The sequence below is a fragment of the Mesorhizobium captivum genome (assembly GCF_033977165.1).
Classification (GTDB): Bacteria; Pseudomonadota; Alphaproteobacteria; order Rhizobiales; family Rhizobiaceae; genus Mesorhizobium; species Mesorhizobium captivum.
This window is the reverse complement of sequence record NZ_JAVIJB010000076.1, coordinates 1-15,717: the sequence shown is the minus strand read 5'-3', so window position 1 is coordinate 15,717 and position 15,717 is coordinate 1. Positions and strand designations below refer to the sequence as shown.

General features: G+C 60.7%; 13 protein-coding genes and 1 pseudogene. 6 read left to right on the top strand and 8 right to left on the bottom strand.

Annotated elements, in window-relative coordinates; all coding sequences use genetic code 11:
• From RFM40_RS32790 to RFM40_RS32760, 7 genes are all read right to left on the bottom strand, one after another.
• Positions 1 to 157 (bottom strand): formate--tetrahydrofolate ligase (locus tag RFM40_RS32790; protein ID WP_320278995.1); only part of this gene is annotated, 157 nt, incomplete at its 3' end.
• 47 nt (positions 158 to 204) lie between these two features.
• Entirely contained in the window at positions 205 to 1,104 is a 900-nt protein-coding gene (locus RFM40_RS32785) for a bifunctional methylenetetrahydrofolate dehydrogenase/methenyltetrahydrofolate cyclohydrolase (RefSeq protein WP_320230189.1), read from the bottom strand.
• 306 nt (positions 1,105 to 1,410) lie between these two features.
• Positions 1,411 to 3,120 carry a trimethylamine N-oxide permease gene (locus tag RFM40_RS32780; protein ID WP_320224001.1) on the bottom strand — a complete coding sequence of 570 codons (1,710 nt, stop codon included), beginning with the start codon at positions 3,118 to 3,120 and terminating at the stop codon, positions 1,411 to 1,413.
• A gap of 87 nt (positions 3,121 to 3,207) precedes the next feature.
• Entirely contained in the window at positions 3,208 to 3,666 is a 459-nt protein-coding gene (locus RFM40_RS32775; protein WP_320230190.1) for a group II truncated hemoglobin, read from the bottom strand.
• A gap of 5 nt (positions 3,667 to 3,671) precedes the next feature.
• The gene (locus RFM40_RS32770; protein ID WP_320278994.1) at positions 3,672 to 6,044 is read right to left on the bottom strand and encodes a trimethylamine N-oxide demethylase; all 2,373 of its coding nucleotides are present in this window, start codon (positions 6,042 to 6,044) and stop codon (positions 3,672 to 3,674) included.
• 42 nt (positions 6,045 to 6,086) lie between these two features.
• Positions 6,087 to 7,154, bottom strand: a complete 1,068-nt coding sequence (locus RFM40_RS32765) for a GlxA family transcriptional regulator (RefSeq protein WP_320230192.1) — start codon at positions 7,152 to 7,154, stop codon at positions 6,087 to 6,089.
• Between the two features lie 109 nt (positions 7,155 to 7,263).
• On the bottom strand, positions 7,264 to 8,607 hold the full coding sequence (locus tag RFM40_RS32760) for a trimethylamine monooxygenase (protein ID WP_320230193.1): 1,344 nt from the start codon (positions 8,605 to 8,607) through the stop codon (positions 7,264 to 7,266).
• A gap of 163 nt (positions 8,608 to 8,770) precedes the next feature.
• Between RFM40_RS32760 and RFM40_RS32755 the strand changes: the two genes are divergently transcribed.
• The gene (locus RFM40_RS32755) at positions 8,771 to 10,060 is read left to right on the top strand and encodes an ABC transporter substrate-binding protein (protein WP_320230194.1); all 1,290 of its coding nucleotides are present in this window, start codon (positions 8,771 to 8,773) and stop codon (positions 10,058 to 10,060) included.
• Between the two features lie 12 nt (positions 10,061 to 10,072).
• Here RFM40_RS32755 and RFM40_RS32750 read toward each other — a convergent pair whose 3' ends face one another.
• Entirely contained in the window at positions 10,073 to 10,939 is an 867-nt protein-coding gene (locus RFM40_RS32750; protein ID WP_320278993.1) for a FadR/GntR family transcriptional regulator, read from the bottom strand.
• A 160-nt stretch (positions 10,940 to 11,099) separates the two neighbouring features.
• Between RFM40_RS32750 and RFM40_RS32745 the strand changes: the two genes are divergently transcribed.
• The 5 genes and pseudogenes from RFM40_RS32745 to RFM40_RS32725 all read left to right on the top strand — a co-directional run.
• Positions 11,100 to 12,233 (top strand): aminomethyl transferase family protein, encoded by a 1,134-nt coding sequence (locus RFM40_RS32745; RefSeq protein ID WP_059188235.1) that lies wholly within the window; start codon positions 11,100 to 11,102, stop codon positions 12,231 to 12,233.
• Between the two features lie 71 nt (positions 12,234 to 12,304).
• Positions 12,305 to 12,904, top strand: coding sequence for a dimethylamine monooxygenase subunit DmmA family protein (locus RFM40_RS32740; RefSeq protein WP_320278992.1), 600 nt, complete (start codon positions 12,305 to 12,307; stop codon positions 12,902 to 12,904).
• Positions 12,901 to 13,866 (top strand): PDR/VanB family oxidoreductase, encoded by a 966-nt coding sequence (locus tag RFM40_RS32735; RefSeq protein ID WP_320278991.1) that lies wholly within the window; start codon positions 12,901 to 12,903, stop codon positions 13,864 to 13,866. The genes RFM40_RS32740 and RFM40_RS32735 overlap by 4 nt, the downstream gene beginning before the upstream one ends.
• A gap of 14 nt (positions 13,867 to 13,880) precedes the next feature.
• On the top strand, positions 13,881 to 14,921 hold the full coding sequence (locus RFM40_RS32730; protein WP_320278990.1) for a heme-dependent oxidative N-demethylase family protein: 1,041 nt from the start codon (positions 13,881 to 13,883) through the stop codon (positions 14,919 to 14,921).
• Positions 14,922 to 15,428: 507 nt separating this feature from the next.
• A pseudogene (locus RFM40_RS32725) lies at positions 15,429 to 15,717 on the top strand (serine--glyoxylate aminotransferase); the annotation flags it as partial.

Sequence of the window (15,717 nt, the reverse complement as noted above, 5' to 3'; positions counted from 1 at the left end):
CCTTCACCGATTTGATGAACTCGGCCGAGATCTTCGCCTTGTCGTGGCCGTAGGGCAAAAGGTGCTCGTACGGGATGCCGATCTTCGCGCCGATCTCCTGGATCGGTTTCTTCTTGGCGGCGCGCGCTATTTCAATATCGGTTTTGAATTCGGCCATGGTCATTTGCCTCGAAGATTGGGTTGTCGGAAATGCATGCTGTGGTTCTAGAACTGTGGCCTCGGCAGGCTGCTGGCGAGGTAGGCTGAGGTCAGCGTGTTGGCCATCAGAAGCGCGATCGTCATTGGACCGACGCCGCCGGGCACGGGTGTGATCGCGCCGGCATGGTCCGCCGCCTCGGCATAGGCGACGTCGCCGATCAAGCGGTTCTTGCCATTGCCCTTCTCCGGCGCGGCGACGCGGTTGATACCCACATCGATCACAGTGGTGCCTCGCTTTACCCACTCACCCCTGATCATTTCCGGCCGGCCCACCGCCGCCACTAGGATGTCGGCGCCACGACAAAGCTCGGGCAGATTCTTCGTCCGGCTATGGGCAACGGTGACGGTCGCGTTCGCGGCAAGCAGAAGGTTGGCCATCGGCTTGCCAACGATGTTGGAGCGGCCGACGACGACTGCATTGAGACCGGAAAGATCCTTGCCATGCACCCGCTCGATCAGCAGCATCGAGCCCGCCGGTGTGCAGGGCACGAAGGCCGTGTCGACCTCACCGGTGCCGAGCTTGCCGACATTGACAAAGTGGAAGCCGTCGACGTCCTTTTCCGGGGCAATCGCCTGGATGACCTTGCCCGCATCGATGTGACCGGGAAGCGGCAACTGCACCAGAATGCCGTGGATCGCCGGGTCAAGGTTCAAAACCTCGATGAGATCCATCAGGTAAGCTTCGCTGACATCCGCGGGTAGGGTGTGTTGTAGCGAATTGAAACCGCATTCCTTCGCTGTGCGCGACTTCGCAGCCACATAGACTTGGCTTGCCGGATCCTCCCCGACGATGATGACCGCAAGACCAGGCGTTACATTCTTCGAAGCGGCCAGGACGCCGCTCGCGCTTGTGACCTTTGCGATCACATCGGCGGCAACAGCCTTGCCATCGATCACTTCAGCCATCGCCTCTCTCCGCTCTTGAGAATGAAATACGCCGTCGCTTTGCCGTCGAACGTCGAAAATCAAGTTGCGAAACCTTGCAATTATTTGGGCTGAAAGTCAACTATAAGGAAAAAAAAATTCATACGAAGAAAAAGAAATTTTCGCCCTGTCTGCCTCAATCAGTTGGCAGGCGGCTACGCCAGGCCTTCCACGGATCCAAAAAGAAGTCACCGCCCGGAATTGCAGGCGGTGACTAACCAACCGCGGTTCAACGCGGCCGGGAGGAGGGAATGTTTCCCGGTTCAAAGATGATCGGGCAGTCGCCGATCACAGTACGAAGATCCGGTTGGCGATCAGCACCACGATAACGCCAGCCACCAGCGTCGCGTAAGGCAAGATTCCGGCCTTCTTGGCTCTGAGATCGGTGGCCTTCATGCCGAGATCGTCCAGCATGTGATCGGGGAACTTGCCGCCGTCCTGAATGTAGTGCCGGAAGCAGAATACCGGGAGGATCAGTGCCGCGGTTATCAGGCCGGCCCACAGCGCCATCGGATTCCAGACCTTGGCACCGGCACCCATGAAGATGGCGTTGACATAGGCGAATATCGCCCCGATCCCCAGCAGCCAGGTCGGCGCCTTCCAGGGCCGCTCGATATGGCCGTTGTCGATCCGGTGGATCCAGCCGGCGTTGAGGTTGAGGAAGTTGAAGATGATATAGCCGCAGTTCGACACCGCGAGGATGAAGAAGAAGCTGGTCGCGTCGGCCGAGGCGATGGCCAGCACGATAAGGTTGAAGCAAAGGTCGGTCCACATCGCCCGGGTAGGCGCGCCGTGCTCGTTGACGTGGCTCAGATAGCGCGGCAGCCAACCATCGACGGAGCCTTGGTAGAGCGTGCGCGAGGAGCCGGCCATTGCCGTCATGATGCAGAGCACCAGCGCCAGGATCATCAGCATCACCAGCAGGCTGTGGATCAGGTTACCGCCGCCGACCATGCCGGCCAACGCGTCGGCCACGCCCGAGCCATCCACGATTGGCGTTGCCAGCATGCCGTTGAGGCCAAGCACGCCCTGGAAGGTGAAGGGCACCAGGATGAACAGAAGCATGCAGAGCAGGCCGGAATAGAAGATCGCCTTGAAGGTGTCGGTGCCGGGGTTCTTGAACTCCGAGGTGTAGCAGACGGCGGTCTCGAAGCCATAGGTCGACCATGCCGCGATGAACATGCCGCCGAGCGCCAGCGTCCATCCGGCGATGTTCCATGAGCCTGGGTCGGGCGCGTAGGCGGCGGCCAGCGGGACCAGAGGCGAGAAATTCGCCCAGTCGATCTGGCCGGTGAAGATCGGCACGACACCGACGATCAGCATCGGGATGATGACGAGCAGGCCGATATACTTCTGCACGCTGGCGGTGCCCAGGATGCCGCGATGCTGGATGGCGAAGATGATCAGCATCAGCAGCGCGCCGATGAAGAAGGTCGCGTTCAATGAGAAACTGACAGGCCCAAGCGTGTGGCTGAAGAGCGACCAGGTGCGGATCGCAGGCGTTGCGGCAGCCGTCACCGCTGCGATGGCGTCGGCCGCGCTCGTCCCGGCGTGGGTCCCGATGTAGGCAACCACCTGCGGAGAGGTTTCGGTGAAGACCGGAATTGGCGCCAGCGCATTCAGGATGTAGGCGGCTGCGATGGAACAGCCGAGCGACAGCACCGGTGACCAGGCGAACCAATTGCACCACACCGACAATGGCGCGATGAACTTCGAATAACGCAGCCAGGCGGTGGCGCCATAAACCGAAGCGCCGCCGGACTTGTTTGGAAACAGCCCGGCGATCTCGGCATATGTGAACGACTGCAGGAAACCCATGATCATGGACACAGTCCAGATCACGAAGGCCAGCTTCCCAGTCGTTCCAGCAATGCCGCCGATCGAGAACAGAACGAGGGCGGGGACGCCGCTCGCCACCCAAAAGGCGCCTCGCCAGTCAATGCTTCTATGCAACTGCCCCGCGGTTCCCTCCGCGTAAGTCTCCGATAAAGCGCTCATGGCTCTTTTCCCATTGTTAGAGGTTGAGTGTTCCTGCGATCCGGCTTCTCTCTGCCGGTTATGTTTTTCCTGCTAGTATTATTTATTTCATCGCGATCGTCGACGCTCCTCGATGTCGTTAAGCGCGTTTCCCGCCCCCCATTCCCCAAGATCGTTGATCAACGTCAGTGCGACACGGCGGAATGCCAAGCGCATCTTGTCCACCGGCGGGCCTGAAAGCTGCATTTCGGCGATCGCTCGATCCATCAGAGTCAGCCAGTCTTCGGCGTCGGCTGCCGAGATCGGCACATGCGCGTGCATGAGACGGACGTCCATGTGCCCGTGCTTTTCCAGATAGTGACGACGCCCGCCGAGGAAGCCGCATAGAAAGTTGAACTGTTCCTCGCGGGCATGGTCGACACCGTGTCCGCGAAAATGCAGTCGCAGCAGCGACTTTACGCGAGGATCCGTCTCGATCAGGTCGTAGAAGCAGTCGACCAGACCGCGCAAAACCGTTTCGCCGCCGATCTGCGCAAGAAGAGTTTCCTTGACTGCTACTGGTTCCATATGCGTCAGGACTGTGGACGGGTTTTCTTGGGATCATAATGCGATAGCGGGACGATCGTGGCCGCCAGCCGCTTCTGATGGCCGTCGAGTTTGCCGATCTCGACCTGCATGCCGACATCGGCATGGGCCACGTCGATGCGCGCCAACGCAATGTTCTTGCCGAGGATCGGCGAACGCGTTGACGATGTGACCTCGCCGATCTGCGCGCGCCCAAGGTGGATGCAGTCGCCATGGCCGACCGCGACGGCCCCTTCGATGTCAAGCCCGACCATCTTGCGCGACGGATGTTCCTTGCGCCGGATCAGCGCGTCCCGCCCGATGAAGTCGTCGGCCTTGGACTTGAGCGGCACGGTGAAGCCGATGCCCGCCTCGAACGGGTCGGTCTGATCAGAGAAGTCATAGCCGGCGAAGATCAATCCCGCCTCGATCCGAACCATATCGAGGGCGGCCAAGCCCATGGGCGTCAATCCGTGCGCCGGCCCCACGGCCCAGATCGCGTCGAAGACCTCCCCCGCGTGCTTGGGATGACACCAGACCTCGTAGCCCAGCTCGCCCGTATAGCCTGTACGCGACAGCACGACAGGTAGGCCCTGGTCATCACCGATGCGGCCAACGGTGAAACGGAACCAGCCGAGTTCGGTGATCGATGGCTGATGCGGCGGCGTCCAGATTACCTTCTCCAGCAACTCGCGGCTCTCCGGCCCCTGCACGGCAATGTTGTGCAACTGATCGGTGGAACTGCGGACCAGGACGTTGAGGCCGAGCTTTTCCGCCTGTTCGCGCAGCCACATCCCCGAATACTCGTCGCCGCCGACCCATCGGAAATTGTCCTGGCCGAGGCGGAACAACGTGCCGTCGTCGATCATGCCGCCATGCTCGTAGCACATGGCGGTATAAACGATCTGGCCGACGGCCAGCTTCTTCACGTCACGCGTCAGCGTGTACTGAAGCAGCGCTTCCGAATCCGGTCCCGTCACCTCGAACTTGCGCAGGGCGGAAAGGTCCATCAGCACTGATTTCTGCCGGCAAGCCCAGTATTCGTCGATCGGCCCGGCTTGTGCGTAGCTGTTGGCCAGCCAGTAGCCGCGATACTCCACGAAGTCGCGGGTCAGCTTGGACAGGCGGTCGTGAAACCCGGTTTCCTTGGTCATCTTTGGCTCCGAATCGGGAGTGGCGCGGACCGCCACGGCGCGTTGGAATTTCTCGATCCCTGAATAGGTGCGCACATGGATGTCGGTCGGATTCCAGCCATTGGCCGCCGTTGTGTCATCAGGGCAGGCGGAGTTGACGCAGACGAGGTCGGTCAGCGCCCGCAAGAGCACGTAGTCGCCAGGCCGCGACCATGGCTCGTCGGCATACATGACGCCATGCGCGTCGACCCCGGTATTGAAGAAGAAGTTGGCAGCCATCCAGCCGCCGCGCGGACCGACGCCGTATGGGCCGAGCGCCTTGTTGAAGTTTTCCGTGCAGTTGATATGGCCTGGATAGCCGATATCGTCATAATATTTCGCATAGCACGCCAGCGAGAAGGCATCGTGCCGGCCGCAAGTGTCCTGTACGACTTCGACCAGCGGCAGGAAGTCCTGGTCGTAGTATTTCGAATGCAGGCCGGGCAACGGATAGGCATGCCCCATCGCACTGCGCGTGGCGGTGACGTCGAGTGCATGCTCCTTTCCCTTGTCTAATTTGCGCGCCGAAAAGCACTGGAAATCGGTGCACTGGCGTCCGTCGACATCGATGATCTGAATGTAGTCCCCGGCCTTGACGAAATAGGCCTCTGCCGTCGACGAGTGCACGCGAAGGTCCAGAACCGGATCGGCAAGCGGATCCGGCAAATCCCGGGAGATCTCACGCAAGCGTATCGTTGAACGCCGCACATGGACGGTCAGCGGCGTCGCAGTCTCCTGGCCATCTGGCGCCATGTCGGTTCCTGGCGCGGCGATGACGAGCCAGCCACCGCGCTGGACGGTCAGCTCGACATTGGTCTTCGGCGGTGTTGTCGCGTCGAAGAAGCGAACCCCGCCCGCCGCGGCGAGGTCGATACCACGGATCTCCAGCGCCTTGCGCAGTCGTTGCAGGCTGCCGTCCTGACTGGTCAGCAGCGCCTTCAAACCCGCGGCATCCGAGTTCGGACGATGGCCCGCGATGCCGGCGTCAATGCTGCCCGACGCGTCAGCGACGACGACCTCGCAGATTTGGCCACCCTCATCATTCGTTACCGTGATGCTGTCGCCTGCCGCAATGTCGACCAGGATCGCTCCGGCGCCGCGAACAATGTAGCGCTCGGTGCCGGCGGGCAGAGCCAATCCACCGGGACGAAAAATGCGGCTCGGCTGCGGCGGTCCACCGCGGACGGGAGGGTAGATCGTGGTCAGCATCGTTACCTCCTCGCTGAGGCCGGGGCCCAGCTGCTTGAGTGGCTACGCCGTCATCGACAACCTGTGCTGGGATACCTCGATGCAGTCCAATCCCAGCAGCGTCGGGTCCATCAGGTCGACGCGCCCGTCCGCACGGGCAGCCAATCGTGTCTGATGCGGAGCGCATCCGTAGGCTTCGCGATAGACTTTGGAAAAGTGCGACGGCGAGACAAAACCGCAGGCCACCGCAACTTCCACGACCGGCAGGTTTGTGCTCACAAGAAGAAGCTGCGCGCGCTCCAGGCGCAGTTCCATGTAGTATCGGTTCGGCGAGCGCCCCAACTCCCTGTCGAAAAGCCTTTCGATCTGCCGGCGCGATATTCCGCTCAACGTGACAAGATCGTCGACCGGCATAGGATCATCCAGGCTTGCCTCCATCAGGCCGATGACCTTCATCACTGCCTTGTGGTTGAGCTTGACACGAGAATGGAGGGGCAGGCGCTGTCGCTCCCCGGCTGAACGCATTCGGTATGCGATGGCTTTCTCGCAGACGCGGTTGACGATGACCGAACCATAGTCACGTTCCACCAAGTGTAGGAACATGTCGAAAGGTGCATCCCCACCCGAGCAGGTATGCAGATCTCCATCATGTTCAAAGGCCGTCTGCGTGGATTCTATCCCCGGGAACTGCTCGCAAAATAGCGGAAGCTGCTCCCAGTGAACGGCGCACCGGCGCCCGTCGGCCAATCCAGCCCGCGCGACAACGAGAGTGCCACTGCCGATGCAGACGAGGGGGATGCGGCGCATGCGGCATTCCCTTAGCCAGGCATCGAGTTGCCTGTTTGGGCGCGGGATGGCATTGCCGCCGCAGATCACCGCGGCTGACGTCAAATTTGATTTTTGGGTTCGCTCGCGTTCGTCTTTCAACGTGGAGTCGATGGCGACGGTCAGCCGGCAACTCGACATCACAGGCTGCCCGTCTTCAGATATGACTTGCCAGCTGTAGACGTTTTTCCCGATCGTTTCGTTGGCTAACCGCAGTACTTCTACCGCGCAGGAGAAAGCCTGAAGCGAGAAACCAGGCAAGAGGTAGAAACTAAACGACCTATGTGCGGTCTGTGTAGTCAGCATCCTGGCTCCTCCTCTCTCATCTCGTCATCTGCCCGAAACTGCTCTGAGCGCGGCACGGGAGAGTGAACGGTCCATAGGGCTTCGGGAAAAGTGGCTCGGCAACGCAAGCTCAGTTGCGCAGATAACTCTGCATCGTGTCGTCCAGCGCATCTTTCCACGGTGTGTGATGCTGCGGCGCCATGCTGCCGGTCATGACCGACTTGTAGCTGTTGTTGCGGAAGCCCATGATGTCCTTGATCTTGTGCTTCTTCCATTGGAAGAAAGCCTCGTCGGCAGCGTCCACGTCAAAGCTTGGATAATCGGTCTCGGCGATCAGCTCCTTGATATAGCGGCCCTGGTAACGGATCGCGTCATAGCTGTCCTCCCCTGCATCCTCGGCCGCCACCCGCTTCTCGACATCGGTGACCAGTTCGTTCTTGGACGCAGGCAGCTTGATCCTGCCGAGGATTGCGTCGCGCACCCACCAGGCCTGCGCATCGAACATGTTGAAGGTATACCATTGGTCCTGCATGCCGAGATAAAACAGTGCCGGATTGTGGACGTAGACCACTCCCTTGTAGAGGTCAGCCGTAGCCAACCTGTTTGCTGTGCGCAGCCGCAAGTCGTCCGGCATGAACGGGAAATGGTGCTTGTAGCCGGTGCAGAGGATGATCGCGTTGACCGTCGCGGTCGAGCCATCCTTGAAGGTTGCGACGTTGCCCTCGACCTTGGTCAGTAGGGGCACCTCCTTCCAGTTGGCCGGCCACTTGAAGCCCATGGCCTCCGTACGATGGCTGACCGTGACCGACTTGCAACCGTACTTCCAGCACTGGGAACCGATATCCTCGGCCGAGTAGCTGGTTCCGATGATCAGTATGTCCTGACCGACAAATTCTCGTGCATCGCGGAAGTCGTGAGCATGGAGTATACGGCCATTGAATGTCTCGAATCCGGGGAATTCCGGCACGTTCGGCGTCGAGAAATGGCCCGACGCGACGATCACGTGGTCGAACTCTTCCGAGTAGGACCGGTCATTGGGAAGATCGTGCACACGCACGGTGAACTTGCGGGTCTCAGCGCTCCAGGTCACATACCTGACAACGATGGAAAAACGGATCCACGGGCGGACGCCAGCCTTGTTCACGCGCCCTTCGATGTAGTCAAACAACACGGCCCGGGGCGGATAGGAGGCAATCTGCTTGCCGAAGTGCTCCTCGAAGGAGTAGTCGGCGAACTCGAGACCCTCCTTCGGGCCGTTGGACCAGAGATAGCGATACATCGAGCCATGCACCGGCTCGCCGAATTCGTCCAGGCCCGTGCGCCAGGTGTAGTTCCACAACCCTCCCCAATTCCTCTGCTTTTCGAAGCAGACGATTTCGGGAATCTCCGCGCCTTGCTGCGCCGCGGACGCAAAGGCGCGCAACTGAGCCAAGCCGGACGGGCCGGCACCGATGACGGCAATCCGTTTCTTCATCATGATTCTCCCATTGGTCTGAACCGGTTTTTGCTAGATTGGTTCTTTTGGTTCAAACCAGTTATGATCGAAACGGCAAACTTGTCAACTAATATTCATGGAAGGAAAATGAATTTGCGCCGGAATTGGCCTCGGTCTATGAACGGTCGGTAAGGAGCGCGCCATGAATGCCGCCAGCCTAGTGCAACGACTTGCAGTGAACGCCCAGGTCAAACGGCTGGGTGTCGGCGCGCAACGAGTGGTCAAAGTAGGCTTTCTCGGGCCGCTCAGCGGGCCTGTCAGCTCTTGGGGGTTGCCGGGACTGAACGGCTGCCGCATCTGGGTGGACTGGATCAATCGCACCGGCGGAATGCTCATCGGCGGGACGCGGCACAACGTCCAACTGTTGGCCGAGGACTGCGGCTACGAACCCGATCGGGCGGCGGAAGGAGCTCGGCGCCTCGTGCAGGATCACGGGGTGGGGCTGCTGATGATGCACGGAGGCGACACGTTTCGCCCGGTCCAGGACTATCTAATGTCGCGCAAGATCCTGACTTCTACGCTGCTGCCGAGCGATCTTTCGCCCGACACGCCGTACCTGATCGCGCCCAGCGAGATCCATCCTCTCTACAACGTCACGGCAGTCGAATGGCTTGCACGCAACCGGCCCGACTTGCGCCGCGTCGCCATGTGCAGCCAGACGGATGCGCTGGGCCTGCCCTCGCTGGCGACCTATCGGGCTGCCTTTGCGGCCGAAGGGATCGCGTCGGTGGGCGAGATCCGCTACGCGCCGGAAACTACGAACGCCGACGAAATACTGCGCGCGATGCTGGCCGGCAGTCCCGACATTTTGTGTTGGTGCACTAGCTATGAGCCAATGGTTCACGCACTGACCGAGGCTGCTTTCCGGTCGGGATTTCGGGGGCAGATCATTTCCTGTACCGCCGACTATTATCGGCGGCTGGTCGACCGGACATCGATCGATTTCATGGAGGGCTTTCTGTTCCAGTTCCCGGACTTCGACGATCCGGAGCTCCGCGACAAGGCTTTTTTCTTCAATCGCCCAGCCGAGTTCTTCGCGGAGTACAATCGGCGATTCCCGGACAGCTGGAGCGCGGTTTCCTGGGAATACGTTGCCACGCTCGACCTTTGGCACGCGGCGGTCGAGAAAGCTGGAACGGCAGCGCCTGTCTCCGTTCTTGCAGCGATGAAGCATGGCGGGCTCGGCGAACATGCGTTCGGGATAGCGAAATGGGCGGGCTCGGATCTATTCGGGAACGACAACGCCCTGATCGGCGACTGGCCCGTCGTGCGCATTACGAATGGCCAGGCGCGAATCGTAGCCTTTGGGTCGGTCCCGGCTTGGCTGCAGAGGCACGGCGGCCGGTTGCGCGACGAAATGCGCGCGCTTGGGCTGATGTGGGACCAGCGCCATTCCGGTGTCTCCGGAGAACTGCGCATCGCCGCCGGATAGGACCGACCGAGCTCAATCTTCTTGCAGAAGCAGCTTTTGTTCCTCAATCAGCAGCAGCTTGGTGAATTCGACAGCGCTCTCGATATCCCGGGCGATGATCGCGTTGAGCAGCGTGTTGTAGCGGCGCTGGTAGTCCTGTATTCGCCTGGGTGTCAGATGCCGCCGGTTGAGCGCAGCGCGGAAGCTCTGGCGGCGAGCCTGGATCAACAGATCGTAACATGACGTCAGCAGCGGATTTCCCGCGCCGCGGGCAACCTGACGGTGGAATTCATCCTCGAGCCGGGCGAACTCCGCCGCTTCGGTTTGAACCCCTTCCATGGCGGATAAGGTCTCGCTCAGTCCCTCAATGGCACGCGGCGACATGTTGATGATGGCGAGTCTCATCATGTCGGGTTCGATTATTCCGCGCATCACCAAGAGGTCGAGCGGGCTCGCCTCGGCAGCGACACCTCCGGTCGCGTCATCCGGAGTTGCCTGACCCTTCACGAAGCTGCCACTCCCGGCACGCCGGCGTATGAAGCCATGTTTCTCAAGTATGTCCAGCGCTTCGCGAACCGTGTTCCGGGCGACGCCAAGTTCACCAGCCAATGTTCGTTCCGAGGGCAGTCGTTCGTCGGTGGCGTATTGCTGAGAGGTGATTCGCGCCAGCAGCGTGTCCACCACGACGCGAACCGTGGCAGTGATTGAATGATCCGCGACTAGGGCCAAGGCAGCCTCATGTTTCGATGACATCAACGACGTTCCTTTCGGCATCCGAAAGTCCGCATCCATTTGCGACGGTTCTGGTTGGCCGCGCAAGCCACGGCCGATGACCGGGCCCTTTTGGCGGCCGGATGATCCTGACCGCCAATTTGGCGTTTCGCCGTCTGTTTCGTGCAAGTGGTCTCCCGCTCGATTTCGGTTGGCCTTCGGCTCTTCCTTGCCGCGATGTCCGATCGGTCATTTTGCTCTCAGGTAAAAAATTTTAACGGGAGTATTGATTTCAGGAACCAGTTCTCGCAAACTGGTTCAATAATTGGTATAAAAAAAGGGGAATGCAATGACCAATTCCTGGAGATTTTCCACGCTCGCCGATCGCCATCGCGCGCTTGGTTCGAAGCTTGAAGACTGGAGCGGTATGGGTACCGCCTGGCAGTACTCGGGCGACCCGGAGCGCGAGTATCTGGCGATCCGCACGAAGGCGGGCCTCATGGACGTTTCGGGTTTGAAGAAGGTGCACTTGAACGGTCCGGCGGCGAGCCACATCATCGACCGCGCCACGACGCGCAACGCCGAGAAGATCATGCCCGGCCGTTCGGTATACGCGACCATGCTGAACGACGCCGGCAAGTTCATCGACGACTGCGTGATCTACCGCATGGGGCCGAACAGCTGGATGGTCGTGCACGGCTCGGGCGGCGCTCATGAACAACTCACCATGGCGGCCACGGGCCGCGACGTTGCCATCCGCTTCGACGACAATCTGCATGACCTGTCGCTGCAGGGGCCGCTGGCCGTCGACTACCTGAACAAGCATGTCGAAGGCATCCGGAACCTGAACTACTTCAGCCATATGCACACCTCGCTTTTCGGTCTGCCGGTGACGATCTCGCGCACCGGCTACACGGGCGAGCGCGGCTACGAGATTTTCTGCCGTGGCCAGGATGCTCCCGCGATCTGGGACCGGATCCTGGAGGAGGGGGCGGGCATGGGCATCATCCCTTGCCGGTTCACCACGCTCGATCTGCTGCGGGCCGAAAGCTATCTGCTGTTCTTCCCTTACGACAATTCCGAAAAGTATCCATTCGAGAACGAAGGTCCCGGCGACACGCTGTGGGAACTCGGGCTGGACTTCACCGTCTCGCCCGGCAAGGTTGGGTTCCGCGGCGCGGAGGAACATTATCGGCTGAAGGGCAAGGAGCGCTTCAAGATCTATGGCGTCAAGCTCGAAGGCACGACGCCGGCCGAGGAGGGCGCGCCGTTGCTGAAGGACGGCAAGAAAGTCGGCGTGGTGACGATCGGCATGTACTCCGGTCTCAACAAGCATAACATCGGCATTGCGCGCATGCCGGTGGACTGTGCCGTCGACGGGGTGAGGATGACCGTTCAGAATTCGACCGGTGAAATCCCTTGCGTCGCGCATTCGATGCCGTTCTTTGATGCGGAAAAGAAGCGCCGCACCGCCAAAGGCTAGGTCGCGGTGAGGTGTTGCGAACAGGGCTCAAGCCCGCAAACCAACGAAAACGGAGCCGAGGGTCAACGTCAGTGTTAGAAGGCTCGATTCCAAGCCGCCCCGTCTACGGCGTGCTGGAGATACGGTCGGGGCGACTGCATTTGATGGTCGCCGATGCCGAAGGTGCCGAGGCGATCCTCGATTTGGTCGCCTCTGCGCCCCCCGATTTCTTCGCTGGGACTCACATCATCTACCTCCCCAAGACGTCAGGGGACAAGTTCGTCGCAAGGCTGAAGCAACTTGCCCCTGCTCAACTCTATGTCGGGCCGACCTACGACGCCGCGCTTCCGCGGCTAAGGCGGGTCCTGGCTGGGGCGCATATGGGCCTGCAGGTCTATCTAGCGGGAACCGAGGGGCTAATGGGACAGGCGATGCTCGAGGCCACGCAGGCCGGCATCCCGCATTCCGCGATCCAGACGGAGCACCGCGGCTCCACCGCGCGCCGCGTGCAGTGCGTGCACTGCAAGGGCGTCACTGAAGACGTGACACACGATCCTTTCCAATGCGCCCATTGCGGGCTGCATCTGTTCGTGCGCGATCACTACTCGCGCCGCATAGCGGCCTTCCAGGGCGTGCGGATCGACGCGGAAGACCCCGGCAACATTCCGGAATCGGTGGAGCGATTCAGATGAGCGCAGGAGCCGCAAAAATACCCGTGACGGTGGCCGAGGTCACGCCGGTCAACGAGCTTGTCACCCGGTTCAGGTTCGTGCGCCGTGATGGCGGTCCGATGCCCACCTTCTCCGGCGGCGCGCATACCGTCGTGGAGATGAACGACCAAGATCGCGTGCGCCGCAATCCCTACTCGATCATGAGCGATCCTGCCGACCCGCGGGGCTATTCGATATCGATCCGCCGCGACGACACTGGAAGAGGCGGATCGCTGTTCATGCACCGGCACGTGAGGCCCGGGATGGAAATGGTCATCTCCAACCCCGTCAATCTCTTCGCGCTGGATTTGCGCGCCCGAAAGCACCTGTTGCTTGCGGGAGGCATCGGCATCACGCCGTTCCTGGCGCAAATCAAGCAGCTCAGCGCCATGAATGGCAATTTCGAGCTGCACTACTCCGTGCGGACACCATCCCTCGCTTCCTACGCGGACGAGCTGGTGGCCAACTATCGCTCGCGCGTCCATATCTATCACGACGACCGGGGCGAGATGATCGACCTGCCGGGATTGCTCGACGGCCAACCGCTCGGCACGCACGTCTATGTGTGCGGGCCCAAAGGCATGATCGCCTGGGTGCGCAAGACGGCCGCCGCGCTCGGATGGCCGCGCGAGTCGATCCATCACGAGGAATTCCTTGCACCTGCATCGGGCAAGCCATTCGAGGTCATGCTGGCGCGGTCGAACAAGGTCATCCAGGTCGGCGAACATCAGAGCCTGCTTGAAGCGATCGAAGCAGCCGGCGTCGAGGCGCCCTATCTGTGCCGCGGCGGCGCCTGCGGTCAGTGCGAGACGGATGTCCTCGAATATGACGGGACATTCCTGCACAAGGACCATTGGCTGACGCCCGCGCAATGTGCCGGCGGCGACAAGATCATGCCGTGCGTGTCCCGCTTCGAAGGCAAGACGCTGGTGTTGGACCGATAGCGAGGGAGGTCGCGATGACTATCATCTTCAAGGAAGAAACGTTCCACGACGACTTCACCTTCCGCAACTCGCCGGAGGCGGTCAAGCGCTTCCCATTCCCGTTTCCCGAGGACAGCTACATGTACTCGGTGAACTTGGAGCCGCACAAATCATACCGCCCGGGCAGCGTCTACGAGCGGACTTTCGACGTCGATGAGCACTATGTGTCGGAGATGCGCGACCGCGCCCGCGTCCTTGCCGAAGACCCGCTGCGTTGCCAGTCGCTGCCGCACATGACGCTCGCCGGCTGGGATCTGCTCGAGCTGATCATGGCCTCGAAGGCGCTGGAGTATCCCGAGCTTTTCGAGCTCCACCGCGACGGCGCCAGATGGCACTGGATCAACCGTCCGCTGGGCATCGAACAGAAGTTCACTTTCCTCGATGAGACCACATTGCCCTACGGTCCGATGGAATACATCGCGCGGCAGACCCAGGGCGACTTCGCGGTGCTTGATCAGCGCGACGAGAACCTGTGGATGGATGCCGGTATGGTGACGACACAGGCCGATTGGAGCCTTGATTTCGACATCGGCATGAACTTCTTCGAGTGGCACGCACCCGTGCCGAAAGCGCACGAGATGGGCATCTTCCAGCGTGCCTTGAAGTTCCTTCTGAACATACAACAGGGCTCGCCGGCGAGACGTCTGAATTGGACGATGACGGTCAATCCGCTGCTCGACACCAGCCCCGAGAACTACCACAAATGGGGCGTGATGAAGAAGGATCTGACATTGGAGAACATGGGGCAGATGATGCATCTGCGCGTCGAGCTGCAGACCTTCTTCCGTCTGCCCCGCTCGAACGCCCTGGTGTTCCCGATCCGCTGCTACCTCATCAAGCTCGACGAACTGGTGACGGTGCCGAAATGGGCGAGGCGCTTCCATCGCGTCATCCGCGACCTGCCGATCGAGCTTGCGACCTACAAGGGTTTCGTCACCAATCTGCCGAAGATCGTCGAATGGCTGTCAAGATATGACGACGGCGCCCCGACGTCGCCGGGCATTTGGGCGGACTGACCAAGCCGTGCCCGTGGGCGCCAGATACGGAAGCTGGTGAGCTCACTGTTTGATACGATGTTCCCGGCAGGACGGCACCGGGTCGCCCCCATGAAGCCGCATGCCGTTCGCCAGGCCGGGTAAAGGCGTCCCTCGCGTATTCCTCCACAGAGGTTGAGCCCGCCACTTTGGCTGGCCATGTCCTGCTCCAACTCCTTTCGATTACCGCCACATTTTGCCCGCCGAACTCTCAGGCGCGGCAGGACGCAGTCGCAAGCCCGTGCCCGGCCCGCCAAAGAATGGTTTCGGTTCGCGCCGAACAGGCTTCCAGCGACGATGGCCTGTCAGCGCCTCGGCAATTTCAAGGATTCGTTTCGATTGCCGGGAGTTTCATCATCCGGCCGGGTGGGTAAAAGCCTATCCGGCCAATAGGTCATTTCTATCCGGGCAGGTGTTGTTGATAGGTGGCTGTCGATTGATGCTCCTTGGATGACATGAGCGGGTCTGCCGCTCGCCGAGGAGGACTTCATGGCCGGTTATACCCATCTTTTCATCCCAGGGCCGACCAACATTCCGGAGGAGGTCCGGCAAGCAATGAACCTGCCGATGGAGGACATGCGCGCCGCCTCCTTCCCCAATCTCACGCTGCCGCTGTTCGAGGACATCAAGCGAGTCTTCAAGAACGAGACCGGCCGCGTCTTCATCTACCCTTCGTCCGGCACTGGCGCCTGGGAAGCGGCGATGACCAATGTGCTCAGCCCCGGCGATAAGGTGCTGATGTCGCGCTTCGGCCAGTTCTCGCATCTGTGGGTCGACA

What these genes read in the sequence shown, in the direction of transcription:
- RFM40_RS32785 (WP_320230189.1), bottom strand. Translation starts at nt 1,104, where the DNA reads ATGGCTGAAGTGATCGATGGCAAGGCTGTTGCCGCCGATGTGATCGCA.
- RFM40_RS32780 (WP_320224001.1), bottom strand. Translation starts at nt 3,120, where the DNA reads ATGAGCGCTTTATCGGAGACTTACGCGGAGGGAACCGCGGGGCAGTTG.
- RFM40_RS32775 (WP_320230190.1), bottom strand. Translation starts at nt 3,666, where the DNA reads ATGGAACCAGTAGCAGTCAAGGAAACTCTTCTTGCGCAGATCGGCGGC.
- RFM40_RS32770 (WP_320278994.1), bottom strand. Translation starts at nt 6,044, where the DNA reads ATGCTGACCACGATCTACCCTCCCGTCCGCGGTGGACCGCCGCAGCCG.
- RFM40_RS32765 (WP_320230192.1), bottom strand. Translation starts at nt 7,154, where the DNA reads ATGCTGACTACACAGACCGCACATAGGTCGTTTAGTTTCTACCTCTTG.
- RFM40_RS32760 (WP_320230193.1), bottom strand. Translation starts at nt 8,607, where the DNA reads ATGAAGAAACGGATTGCCGTCATCGGTGCCGGCCCGTCCGGCTTGGCT.
- RFM40_RS32755 (WP_320230194.1), top strand. Translation starts at nt 8,771, where the DNA reads ATGAATGCCGCCAGCCTAGTGCAACGACTTGCAGTGAACGCCCAGGTC.
- RFM40_RS32745 (WP_059188235.1), top strand. Translation starts at nt 11,100, where the DNA reads ATGACCAATTCCTGGAGATTTTCCACGCTCGCCGATCGCCATCGCGCG.
- RFM40_RS32735 (WP_320278991.1), top strand. Translation starts at nt 12,901, where the DNA reads ATGAGCGCAGGAGCCGCAAAAATACCCGTGACGGTGGCCGAGGTCACG.
- RFM40_RS32730 (WP_320278990.1), top strand. Translation starts at nt 13,881, where the DNA reads ATGACTATCATCTTCAAGGAAGAAACGTTCCACGACGACTTCACCTTC.